10 protein-coding genes are annotated in these 11,849 nt (G+C 66.6%); 2 read left to right on the top strand and 8 right to left on the bottom strand.

Going from position 1 to position 11,849, the window contains the following annotated elements:
• Positions 1 to 86: 86 nt before the first annotated feature.
• On the top strand, positions 87 to 1,475 hold the full coding sequence (locus ACP7EG_RS05910; protein WP_426086833.1) for a sigma 54-interacting transcriptional regulator: 1,389 nt from the start codon (positions 87 to 89) through the stop codon (positions 1,473 to 1,475).
• Here ACP7EG_RS05910 and ACP7EG_RS05905 read toward each other — a convergent pair.
• The 8 genes from ACP7EG_RS05905 to ACP7EG_RS05870 all read right to left on the bottom strand — a co-directional run bounded on the left by ACP7EG_RS05905 (position 1,435) and on the right by ACP7EG_RS05870 (position 9,640).
• Positions 1,435 to 2,169, bottom strand: coding sequence for an amidohydrolase family protein (locus tag ACP7EG_RS05905; protein WP_426086832.1), 735 nt, complete (start codon positions 2,167 to 2,169; stop codon positions 1,435 to 1,437). The genes ACP7EG_RS05910 and ACP7EG_RS05905 overlap by 41 nt on opposite strands.
• Positions 2,170 to 2,185: 16 nt before the next feature.
• Entirely contained in the window at positions 2,186 to 2,842 is a 657-nt protein-coding gene (locus ACP7EG_RS05900; protein WP_426086830.1) for a hypothetical protein, read from the bottom strand.
• A gap of 31 nt (positions 2,843 to 2,873) precedes the next feature.
• Positions 2,874 to 3,722, bottom strand: a complete 849-nt coding sequence (locus tag ACP7EG_RS05895; RefSeq protein WP_426086828.1) for a hypothetical protein — start codon at positions 3,720 to 3,722, stop codon at positions 2,874 to 2,876.
• Positions 3,706 to 4,734, bottom strand: a complete 1,029-nt coding sequence (locus ACP7EG_RS05890) for an aminotransferase class I/II-fold pyridoxal phosphate-dependent enzyme (protein ID WP_426086827.1) — start codon at positions 4,732 to 4,734, stop codon at positions 3,706 to 3,708. Before ACP7EG_RS05890 ends, ACP7EG_RS05895 begins: the two co-directional genes overlap by 17 nt.
• A gap of 20 nt (positions 4,735 to 4,754) precedes the next feature.
• A complete protein-coding gene (locus ACP7EG_RS05885) occupies positions 4,755 to 6,908 on the bottom strand; it encodes a hypothetical protein (RefSeq protein WP_426086826.1) in 2,154 nt (717 codons plus the stop codon).
• A gap of 10 nt (positions 6,909 to 6,918) precedes the next feature.
• The gene (locus ACP7EG_RS05880; RefSeq protein ID WP_426087143.1) at positions 6,919 to 8,211 is read right to left on the bottom strand and encodes a hypothetical protein; all 1,293 of its coding nucleotides are present in this window, start codon (positions 8,209 to 8,211) and stop codon (positions 6,919 to 6,921) included.
• A gap of 67 nt (positions 8,212 to 8,278) precedes the next feature.
• Positions 8,279 to 8,998 carry a hypothetical protein gene (locus ACP7EG_RS05875; protein WP_426086825.1) on the bottom strand — a complete coding sequence of 240 codons (720 nt, stop codon included), beginning with the start codon at positions 8,996 to 8,998 and terminating at the stop codon, positions 8,279 to 8,281.
• Between the two features lie 36 nt (positions 8,999 to 9,034).
• A complete protein-coding gene (locus tag ACP7EG_RS05870) occupies positions 9,035 to 9,640 on the bottom strand; it encodes a hypothetical protein (protein ID WP_426086824.1) in 606 nt (201 codons plus the stop codon).
• A gap of 412 nt (positions 9,641 to 10,052) precedes the next feature.
• Between ACP7EG_RS05870 and ACP7EG_RS05865 the strand changes: the two genes are divergently transcribed.
• Entirely contained in the window at positions 10,053 to 11,843 is a 1,791-nt protein-coding gene (locus tag ACP7EG_RS05865; RefSeq protein WP_426086823.1) for a DUF1800 domain-containing protein, read from the top strand.
• Positions 11,844 to 11,849 lie beyond the last annotated feature (6 nt).

Raw genomic sequence — 11,849 nt, 5'->3', positions numbered from 1 at the left:
CCTCCCGCGCACGCTTGCGCCAGATCAAACGGCTGGGGTATCGGGCTTCTAAGATGGGCGACTCGTGCCCTCGTGATGGCTGGCATATGACGCTCAAGGTGTGGCTGGAAATCGTGCAGCAGGCGGCGGCTGGCAGTGGCGCCTTGCTGATGACGGCCTTGAAGCAGGCTCAGGTAACTGTAGCCCGGCGGCACGATGGCGAGGCAGCTAGCGCGGGCATCGTGCTGTTTGCCGAGGCCGATGCTGCGCTGCTGCACGCGCTGCCGGTCATGTGCCGGCACGCCTCCGTGCTGGCCATTGCCGCCTGCGGCCCTCCCCCCAGCTGTGCGCAACAACGCGCCCTGATGGCGGCTGGCGCGCTCGATGTGCTGCTGTGGCCGGACGGCGCCATTGACGCGGGCCCGGTGCTGGCACGCTTGCAGCGCTGGCAAGCCGTGGCGCAGCTGCTGGCGTCAAACGCCGTGCGCCAGCAGCTGGTGGGCGACAGCACGGCCTGGACGGCCTTGCTGCACCAGGTGGTGGAAATGGCCGCCTTCAGCCAGGCCTCGGTGCTGATCACGGGCGAAACGGGCACGGGCAAGGATTTACTGGCACAACTGGTCCACCGCCTCGGCAACTGCCGCGGCGACTTCACCATCCTCGACTGCACTACCCTGTCGCCAGAACTGGCTGGCAGCGAACTGTTCGGCCATGAACGGGGCGCGTTTACGGGGGCGTCTGGTGCGCGCGACGGCGCTTTTGCCCTGGCCGACGGCGGCGTGCTGTTTCTCGACGAAGTGGGCGAACTGCCGCTAACACTGCAGGCGCAGCTGTTGCGCGCCATCCAGGAACGCAAATACAAGCGCGTGGGCGGCAATACCTGGCAGCCCACACAATTCAGACTCGTGTGCGCCACCAACCGCGAACTGGAGCACGAAGTGGCGCGCGGCGCCTTTCGCGCCGACCTGTATTACCGCATCGCCGGCTGGCGTTGCCAGACGCCGCCCTTGCGCGAACGCCAGGACGACATCCTGCCTCTGGCCCGGCATTTCCTCGCCGAGCTGGGGCAGCGCCCTGCGCCACCGCTGGACGCCGCCGTGCGTGAATACCTGCTGCTGCGCGACTATCCGGGTAATGTGCGCGAGCTGCGCCAGACCGTCACGCGCATCTGGCACCGCCATTGCGGCCCCGGCCCCATCACCATCGGCGCCCTGCCGCCCGAAGAACGGCTGCTGGCGCCACCCTGGCCCGACCCGCATTTTGAAGCGGCCGTGCGGCGGGCCTTGAGCCTGGGACTGAACCTGTCGGACATCACGCGCTGCGCCACCGACCTGGCCATCCGCCTGGTGCTGGCCGAGGAACACGGCAACAACCAGCGCGCCGCCGCCCGGCTGGGCGTGACCGACCGCGCCCTGCAGATACGCCGCAAGGCGGCCGCCTGCGCGGCAAGCAGCCTCACGCCAGCCCCGCCAGCCGCAAAAAATTGCCACCCATAATCAGCGCCGCATCCAGCGGCGGCAAGCCCAGCAACTCAATCTTGTGCAATTCCAGCCCCGGATGCAGCCAGGGGCCATCCGAACCGAACAAGACCTTGTGCGGCCCCGCGCGGCGCACGGCCTGCTGCAGCAAGTCGAAACGGCGCACGCCGGAACTATCCGTGTAAATGTTCGCGTGACGAACAAGGTGGTCGATCAGCGCCAGCTGCGCCGCCCAGTCATCGCCGAAGCTGCCCAGGTGGGGCAGGATGAAGTTGACGTCGGGATACTGCTGCGCCAGCAGTTCGGCCACGGCCACCTCGCCGGCCGGGTCGTACAGCACGGGCAAGCCAAAGAAGCGGGCCGCGTCGCACAGTTCGCCGCTGATGCGCGCGTCGAGCCGGTGCGCCTTGATGCCGACAAAGCCGTAACGCTCGACGGCCGTGCGCACCAGGTCCATGATACGGCCCCGGTCGCGCCGCGCATGCACGAAGGCAAAGCCGTAAAAACGCTGCGGATCGGCAGCGACCAGGCGCGCCACGCCATGGTTGGCGATCGCGTAATCGGAGTGGAAGGTGGCGAACAGCACGCTGCGGGCGATGCCGGCCACCTGCGCGCGGCGCAAATAAGCATCGAGCGGCGCAGCGCTGTCCCACGGCCCACTCAAGCCGTCGCCGGGACCAGCATGGCAATGACAATCGATGACCAGCGCCATGGCCGCCTCCCTGCGCTCAGTTCCAGTCGCCCATGACGACGATACGGTTGCCGCGCCGGCGCCAGCGACCGCTTTCCTCTTCCTGCTGCGGCGCGGGCGAACGGAAGTGCGGCAATTGCTGGTGCAGGGCCCGCGTCAGCGCGCTTTCCACGGCGCGCGCGCTGCCATCGCCTTCGCTGGCCAGGCGCGCCGCCTGCCCCGCGATGCGCACGAAGCGGCGCGCCAGCTCCAGCTCGCGGTCGGCCGGCGCCTCGCCCTCCATCTCCATTTCCAGCTCCAGCGCATTGCTGGCCGCGCGCCCCAGGGCCGAACCGAGCGCCGTGCCCACGCCCGGTATCGGGATCATCGAACCGAGGGCGCCGCCGACAAAGGGCAAGGCCGTCTTGGCCACGGCCTTCAAGGCACCGCCCAGGGGCTTGGCCACCTTGGCGATGGTAGCACCCACTTTCTTGACGCCCTTCCACACGCTCTTGAAGACATTGCCGAGAAACTGCTCGAGTTCCTCCTCGCTGGCCACTTCCAGCAATTCCATGGCGAGCTGCAGTTCTTCCTCTTCGCTGAAAACGGCTGGCGCACTGCCCTTGCCAGGCCAGTCCTGGCCGAATTCCAGCACTTCAAACGCGGCGCCGGCCCGCTGCCGGCATTGCGCGCATGCGCATTCGAGTTGATGCATGATGTTCTCCTTCGCCGTCATCCTGTTATCGTCAGCCCCACATTTCGCCCAGCACGGCCAGTTCCAGTTCGCGCCGCTGGTTGGTCAGCACGCCGCGCTGATTGGCGAGCATGTCGTCGTGGATGCGCTGTTCGATACGGCGCCGCTGCGCCGCCGAGGACAGGGGTGCCACGTACACCTGGTGCCCGCTCAGGTCGACACCCATCATCTGGCCGCACAGCCGGTGCTGCAGCAAACGCCGGTGCAGGTCGTCCGTCTGGCCGCTGTAGGCGCGGCGCCGCCCGCCCGCATCGAACTCGATCACATACAGGCCCGGCCCCCGGCCATGCGGGTCGCGCAGGGCATTGGCGAGCGTACCCAGCGCCAGGTAATTGAGGGCGGCCGCTTCCGGCACCCGGCCCATGGTGCCGGCCAGGGTGGGTGGGATCTCGCCCTGCATCTGGCCATCGTCCTGCCCCTGGTCTGGTTCCTGGTCCTGGCCAGCATCCGGCTCCTGCCCGTCGCCAAACGCGGGGTCGGCCACAGGATAGGGCGCCGGATAAATCGTGGGATAGATGGCCGGATAGGCGCCCCAGCCCCGGTAGCGCGGCGGCAAATAGGGCAATGGCTGGGCAGCATAGCGAGGCGGCCGGTGGCCCTGCCCCTGGTAGCGCGGCGGCGCGGGACGGCGCTGTCCGCGCAACGGTGGCCGCGCGCGCAGCCCGCCGCCGCGCATGCCGCCGCGTCCGCCGCCAGGGCGGGGACGTTCGCCCTCCCATTCGGCCTCGTCCTCTCCCTGCCACTCCTGCGACCATTCCTGCGACCATTCCCCCTGCCATTCCTGTTCGCCGGCCACTCCTGGCTGCCCCGCAAAGGGCAACACTTCAAACGCGTCGTGCATATCGCCTCCTGATGTGATGTTCAAGCAAATCCATCGCCTGCTCCAGTTGCCCGGGCGTCTGGTCAGCCCGCAGCAGAAAAGTCAGCGCGCCGGGACCATCCCCCGCTTGCGCCAGCGCCAGCACGCCCGCTGCGTGCAAGGCTGGCTGCAAATGGGCGCACCCTGGCAGGCGCTGCACGGGGAAGCTGCCGCCCCGGCAAGCCATGCCGGCCGCCGCCATCCCGCTGCGCCACTGCGCCACCCGGTCCGCCAGCCTGGCGCGCAGGGCGTCACCATGCTGCGCATTGAGCGTCAGCGCGCGCCGCGCCGCTGCCAGCACGGCGGCCGAAGGCGGACTGGCATGCACGCGCGTCTGGCTGTGCGCCGCGAAGCGCCGCAGCAAGCCGTCGCTGCCGGTCAGCACGGCCAGCGGCACACCGAATCCCTTGGCCAGCGAAGCGCCGATGATCAGCGATTCGCCAGGCAATCCATGCAGCCGCGCCGAGCCGCCGCCCTGTGTACCCATCACGCCCAGCACCTGCGTGTCGTCCAGCAACAGATAACCGCCGCCCTGGCGCGCCAGGGCCGCATAGCCGGCCAGCGGCAAGACCTGCTCGCTGCCCGGCACATAGCCGTCGGCCAGGATCAACGGGCGCCGTCCCTGCCTGCCCCAGGTCGCCACCAGGCGCCGCAGCGCCGCCATCTCGCCGCTGGGAAACACTTGCCGCGGCAAGCCCAGCGCCTGCGCCCGCTCGGCGCCCCAGCGCGCGATGGCGTAACTGCCGCCATCGACGAGGATCACCAGCCGCTCGGCAGCCAGCATGCCGAACAGATCCCAGAACAAATGCAGGGTCGACGGCAGCACGCAAGCCGCTTCGCAGCCTTGCAGCGCGGCCAGGTCCGCTGCCAGCGCTGACGCGCCCGGTGGCTCGCGCAGCGCCGCCGGCTGCCCCAGAGTCAGGCTGCTCCACGGCGCCAGCTGGGCCGCCGGATGGCGCATGCCCAGGTACAGGGCACTGGTAAAGTCGAGCATGCACGCGCCCCGCTCCCGCCCTAGACGCTGCGCAGCTGCTGACTCAGGCGCTGGCGCAGCAGCACCGAGGGCATGGTCGCTTCGATCGCGGGGTCGCTGCTGTCGACGGACAAATCCACCCCCGTAGCGGCGCGGTAGCCGTGGATGTAACCCTGCACTTGCGGGCGCCAGAAACGTGCCCAGTTGAACGCCTGGGTGGGCTCATAGATATCGCTCCAGTTGCCATAGCGCACAGACAGCAGCAATTGCTCGCCAAAGATGGCCAGGTTACGGAAATGCATCACGCTCGTATCCGTCCAGCCCTGCAGTTTCTTCATGGCGTCGACCCGGTCCATCCACGGCTCCGGATACGCCACCATCACGCGCGTGGGCAAGAATTCGCGAAATTCCGGCCGCGCCAGCATCCATTGCTGCATCAGCATCTCGATGCGCGCCGTCGATGGCAAGTCGCCGAACTGGTTGTGCGCGCCCTGCGACAGGATCAGGTGTATCTCTTTCAATGCATTCAGCACGGGGAAGGCGTCGGCCTTGACCGTGGTGTCGTCGTCCTGCTTGTAGAACGAGGTGAGCAGGCGCAGCAAATGGTGGAACGCTTCGAGGAACTTCGAGCGGCTGTCGGCTGGCCGGAAGTGCTGTACCGCCTTGCCATCGAGACGCACGCCGTAATGGTGGTCGTACTCGTAATTGCGGCGCACCACGGTCAGCCGGTGCTGCTCATCTTGCGTGTATCCCCACAGCAAATTGTTCAGCGGGCGCAACATGTCGATTTCCGTGTTCGACAGGGGATCGAGGCCGCTGCCCGGCGCGCGCAAGTTCTGGAAACGCTGCGTGATGGCATTCATGGTTTGCACCAGCATGCCCTCTTCATGCCAGTACGACCAGATCAGTTCCAGCAGGCAAGGATTGGCCAGCTTTTCCTGGATGATGCCAAAGCACAGGTCCACCTCGCCTTCCTGGCCGCGCGGGATGCTGATGGGGATGTCGGGCAGCTTGCGGCGGATCACGGCCAGATACGGCAAGGTCTGGAAGCCATCGATGTTTTCCAGGTAATCATTGCGCAGCACGGTTTCCAGGTCGCGTCCCTGGGGAATGTCGCGCCGGTCCAGGTAGGCGTTGTCCTCGGCCGGATTGAAGGCCAGCGGCTGGTTCAGCACGCCGCAATTGACCATCACGAACGCTTCCGTCGCCACTTTCAGCACGCGGTAGGAATCGGAATCGGAAAACGGCAGCGCGCGGCGCTGCTTGAGCTGCTGGAACATGTCGGCCTTCTTGACGAAGCGTTCCTGTTCGAAGCCGCGTACATTCGCCAGGTCGCCGCAAAACAGGCTGTCCATGAAATGCAGGTAATTCGTAAACGACATCGCTTCGGTGCTGTTGCGTATCAAGGTCCACAGCGGCAAGTCTTCCGTCGGCTCCGTCTCCGTGCGCGTCAGCGATACGCCCACATTGCCGGAGATGGGCTGCGGCTGGCGTTCTTCCGTCTCGTATTCCGCATCCACGGCTAGCATGGCGTTCGGGCTGAGGCCTTCCGGCACCGGCAAGGCGCTGCGCAGTTCGGGCCGCTGCGACAGCATCATCTGCGCCATGAAACGGTGCATGCCGGCGCGCCGCACGGGCGTGGAAAAGGTATTTACGGCACCGCGCATGGGCACCCATGGCGAGGCGGCCAGCACCTGCACCTGGTCGCGCCCGTCGGCGCTTTGATCGCCGTCAAACGCGACGCTGGCGACGGCGCGGTCGCCCACCCGGCCGAACTGACAATCGCTGGGATGGCAATCGGGCGTTTCAAACACCAGCGCCACCTGCGGGTTGAGCTGGGGCTTGAAGCACAGCACGGCGCTGCAGCCCGCCTGCACCGTCACGCACTGGGGCGCGGTGGTGGGGAAATTGCCATACACCCCCACATAGCTGCCCGTCGCCAGCTCAGCAAACACGGTGCTGCCACGCCCATCCGTCCAGCGCACGCCCACCAGCATGGCGGGATCGGCTACCCAGGTAGCGGGATTGAAATTATGACAATCGGCCTCGGCTCCCCGGTACAGGCTGATGGCGGCATTGACGACCATGGCCCCGCTGTCCTGCTCGTGGACGGTGACAGCGATGCTGCCGCCCTGCTGTTTCGGGCCCGCGCCCCTGTTTTTTCCACCCATATTGCTGCTCATCTTGCTGCTCATGTCATTCTCCTCAATGGATAATCAAACGCGATGCCAGGGGCGGCAGCGGCCTGCCGGACTGGCGGCCATGCCGCACGACATCGGCGCACAGCTCCGACGTGTCCAGGGTGCTGCGCAGGGCCCAGTGGGTCAGCAGGCGTCCCAGCAGCTCGCTTTCGTCTTCCGGGCTCAAGGTGCCGCTGGCGCGCGCCTGGCCCAGCACGGCGAACACCAGGGTCGGCGTCGCCTCGTACATCTGCGCCGGCGCCAGGGTCCAGCTGCGAAACAGCTGCGCCAGCATGGCCGGCTGGCGTGTGGGCACGGCCATGGCTTCGACCAGCGAGCCGCCGCGCAAGGCCGGCGGCCGGTGCTGCACCAGCAAGCCCACCAGGGCCGCCATGCTGGCCTGCAACTGTTCCAGTAGTCGCTGCTGCCCCAGAGGCAGGCCCGCCAGCGGGTAGTACGACAGCCACAGCTGCTCCAGCCGGCTCCATTGGGGATGCGGATACAAGGCCCGTCCCATGGCGCAGCTCAGGCGCACCCGCAGCCATGGCACCGGGTGGGGATCATCGATATTGAGACGGAAGACAAACACGCGCGGCAGGCTGACCACGCCGATCAGGCCCAGGGTGGCTGCCACGCCGACGCGCGCCAGCGACCAGAAATCGGCCACGATCTCGGAAATCCACCGCTCCCACAGCTGCCACACGTGCACCAGGCCGCTGCCGCCGTGCTGCATCGCTTGCAGCACGGGCCGCAGGGACGCCACCAGGTCCAGCAGGGCCGCGCCCTGATGCCCCACCTCGTGCACCAGCGACGAGGCGATGCTGCTGCCAATCATGCGTTCGCGCGGCAAACGGATGATGGCCACGGGATTGTCGCCGCCGCCCGGCAGGCGCGTGCGTGCGCGGCGGATGGCGGCGCCCGGCCCCCGGTCCAGGTAGCAGATCACGGGCGGCGCCTGGTACACATTGCCGGGCAGTGCCAGCGCGTCGGCGGCAACGATGTCGAGGCCGGCCAGCCACACGCCCGTCTTGTGCTCGCTGCGCTGCGTGATGACTTCGTTGAACAGGTCGAACTGGGTCAGCGCGGCATTGAATTTCAGGCGCAGGAAGGTGAAGCGGCGCTGCGCCTCGGCGGCCGTAGCCATGCTGGCGCCGTCGGCGTGTTCGCGCCGCAGCCACCACTGGAACTGGTCCACCATGCGCCGCAATGCGCGTCGGCCCTGCACCAGCTGGCTTTCGATGGCCGACTGGGCACTGGGCATCAGGGCCGCCGCCAGCACCGTCGGCTCGATCAGCGCGAACGGTTCCAGCCGCGCCAGCCGCGTCAGCAGCGAGCGCGCCTCCTGCGCCAGCATCCAGGCAGCGTAAGCGCCGATGGCCATGATGTCAGACGCCGTACAGGACGATTTTATGGCCCTGGCGCGCCCAGCGCCCGCTGGCCGGGCGCATGCCGCCCTGGCCGCGCGCGCTGCCCTGCGCCATGGCACCGGCGCCATTGCCGTTCTGCGTGGCGACCTGGCCGCCGGGACGGCCCAGCAGGCCGGGCGCGAACTGGCGCGCCGCCGCGCTGGCCGCCGCCTGGGCGATGGCGCGCGGGTCGCCATTGCCGCGCGTTTGCGCGGCGCGGTTGACGGTGTCGGCCGCCAGGCGCACGAACTGCTTGGCGCCCTCGAATTCGCGGTCCTCGTTGGATGACGCTTCCGCTTCCAGCCCCAGCGCACTGCCGGCCGCCGAGGCCAGGCCGCTGCCAATCTTGGCCCCCAGCGGACCGCCGAAATAGCCGCCGATGGCGCCGCCGGCCAGGGGAATCGCCTTCTTCGCCACGCCCTTGAGCACGCCGCCGATGGCTTGTCCCACGGGCGACTTGATGATGCCGCCCGCCACCGAGGCGGCCTTGCGCAGGAAATTGCCGAGAAATTGTTCCAGCTCGGCTTCATTGCTCACCGACAACAGTTCATTCGCCAGTTCCATTTCCTCGGCCTCGGAAAACATGGCGTTCGCGCCGCCCTCGCCGCTCCACTCGCCCTGGCCAAACTCGAACTGTTCCGCTTCAAAGCCGGACATTTCCTGTCCGTATTCCAGGGTCGTACGATCCATGTCATGCATGATGAGCTCCTCAAAGTTAACACCTCGGTTGACACCTCAGTTCGGATTACCTTGCCGGACAGCCTGTCCATCCGGCCAACAATCGAGCACGACGATGTGCCCGCCCTCGCGGCGCCAGCGGCCAGCGTCCCGTCCCGACGTTTGCGCCGCCTGCCGGAGCAAGCCTGGCGCCACGCTGCGCGCCACCTGCAGCAAGGCAGTTTCCACCCGCGCGCCGGGCGGGCGCGCGTCCATGCCGCCGTCCCGCGCCAGTTCCGTGTTGACGGCATCGATCAGATGCACGACCTGGCGCGCCAGTTCGAATTCCTTGTCTTCCGGGCTCAATCCTTCCAGTTCCATGCCGAAGATGCCGGCGGCGCGCCGCTTGAGCGCCTGCGGCGAACCGCCATGCAGAGGCAGCAGGGGCGCCACCACCTTGCCCAGCAACTGGCGCAGCGGCGCTTCCAGCGGCGTGCCGCGCACTTGCCGGCCCGCCACGGTGGCGCCCAGCTGGCGCGCCAGGAAAGCGTCGAACTGGGCCGGCCCCTGCAATTCCAGCAAACGCGCCGCCAGGGCCAGCTCATCTTCCTGCTGCAGGGGCGGCATGGCCGGCGCATCAGGCAATTCCATTTCGGGACGATAGGCGAGCAGGCGGCTGGTCATGACAGGCTCCGGTGAAAGACGGGCGGGTAGCCCATGCCTCCCTGACGCAAAGGCCATGCCAGCCATATGCGAGGGAAGAACGGGACGCCACGGCGAACGGTGTTTCGCCGATAGCGTAAAAACCATCGTTTCCGGCGAAGCGAGTTTCGTTGTCAAGATGAGCTTTCAAACAAGCTTAATTGGCAGGAATGATTACGTCGCCTATCCGCCACAGTGCGCGTAATCAGTAAAAAATATTTTCCATTTTCAAAAAACAAACTTCGCGCTACTTCGACAAAAAAATTCTCAATGACACGCCAACGCCCATTAAAAATAAACGTAGCCAACATGCAAATAGCTAATTGGAAAGAAGATTCTGGTAAGCAAGCCCTACAATTAACGGGCCATGTTTTGATTGCCTGAAAGAAACTAAATGACTGACCCTACTTTGCGCCGCTTACTGGCCATCACATTGCTCAGCCTGCTATCCGCCTGCGGTGGTGGCGGTGGCAGCGACAGCAAGACCGGCGCGCCCCAGACCCCGGACGTTTCGGTCGTGCCGCCGGCGACCACCGCCCCCGGCACCACGCCGGGCGAAACTATTCCACCGCCGCCCCTGACCACGCCGCCGGCCAAACAGACGACCACCTTCACGCGCCAGGAAGCGTCGCGCTTCCTGGGCCGCGCCACGTTCGGACCGGACATGGCGGCCATCGAGGCCCTGACCGCCAGCGATAGCGATGCCTGGTTCCGCGCGCAGTTTTCCAAGCCGCAAACCTTGCACCGGAAATATATCGAAGCCAAGTATCCGGCTGCAGGCGCGGCGGCCACCAAGGCCGTGTCAAACGATTTTTATGAGTCGTTCTGGCAGCAAGCCGTGCGCGGCGACGACCAGTTGCGCCAGCGCGTGGCCTTTGCCCTGTCTGAAATCTTCGTCGTCTCCACGCAAAACGCGGCCGTAGGGCCGCAAACGCGGGGCCTCGCCAGTTACTACGATATGCTGGGACAACAGGCGTTCGGCAACTTCCGCACCCTGCTGCAGGGTATGGCCACGCACCCGATGATGGGGCTGTACCTGTCGCACCTGCGCAACCAGAAGGAATCGGCCACGCGCACACCCGACGAAAATTTCGCGCGCGAAGTCATGCAGTTATTTACCATCGGCCTGTACCAGCTGAACGCGGATGGTTCATTGAAACTGTCCGGTGGCAAACCCATCGACACCTACACGCGCGACGATGTGAGCGGCCTGGCGAAAGTGTTTACGGGCTGGAGCTGGGCCGGCCCGGACCAGGACGCGAAGCGTTTTTTTGGCAGTCTGGCCGATCCGGACCGCGACTGGAAACCGATGCAGAACTATGCGGCGTTTCACTCCACCAGCGAAAAACGCTTTCTCGGCGTGAGCGCGGCCGGCGCCGGCGGCGGCGAAGCGGACATGGCACTGGCCCTCGACACCCTGTTCAAGCATCCGAACGTTGGCCCTTTCTTTGGCCGCCAGCTGATCCAGCGCCTGGTCACCAGCAATCCCAGCCCGGCCTATGTGGGCCGGGTCGCGGCCGCCTTTGCCAACAATGGTGCGGGCGTGCGCGGCGACATGCCGGCCGTGATCCGCGCCGTGCTGCTGGACCCCGAGGCGCTGGCGCCAGCCGGCAGCACCCTGCGCACGGGCAAACTGCGCGAACCGCTGGTGCGTTTGGGCAACTGGATGCGCGCGTTTAACGCCAAGGATGCTGCTTTGCAGTACCGCATCTATTACCTCAGCGATCCGCTCTCGGGACTGGGCCAGAACCCCATGAACGCGCCGTCCGTCTTCAACTACTTCCGTCCCTCCTACGTGCCGCCCAATTCCGCGCTGGCGACGGCGGGCCTGGTGGCGCCGGAAATGCAGATCACCTCTGAGCCGTCCGTCACCGGTTACCTGAACTTCATGCAGGATGCCATCAGCGGCGGCGTGGCGGAAAGCCGTGCCGTGCGGGCCGACTACTCGGCCGAACTGGCCCTGGCCGAGCAGCCTGCCGCCTTGCTGGAGCGTGTCAACTTGCTGCTGATGTCGGGCTATATGTCGTCCCGGCTGCGCAGCAAAATCCTCTCGGCCATCACCAGCATCGCGATTCCCGCCGCCAGCGGCAGCAATGCCGCGCAAGTGACGACGGCGAAAACCAACCGCGTGCACCTGGCCATTTTCCTGGCCATGGCCTCGCCTGAATACCTGGTTCAAAAATAAGGAAGC

Origin of the sequence: Janthinobacterium sp. PSPC1-1 (assembly GCF_049897625.1) — a bacterium.
Taxonomy (GTDB): Bacteria; Pseudomonadota; Gammaproteobacteria; order Burkholderiales; family Burkholderiaceae_D; genus Janthinobacterium; species Janthinobacterium tructae.
Note: the sequence above shows the minus strand (reverse complement) of the source record. Positions and strands in the feature narration are given on the sequence as shown.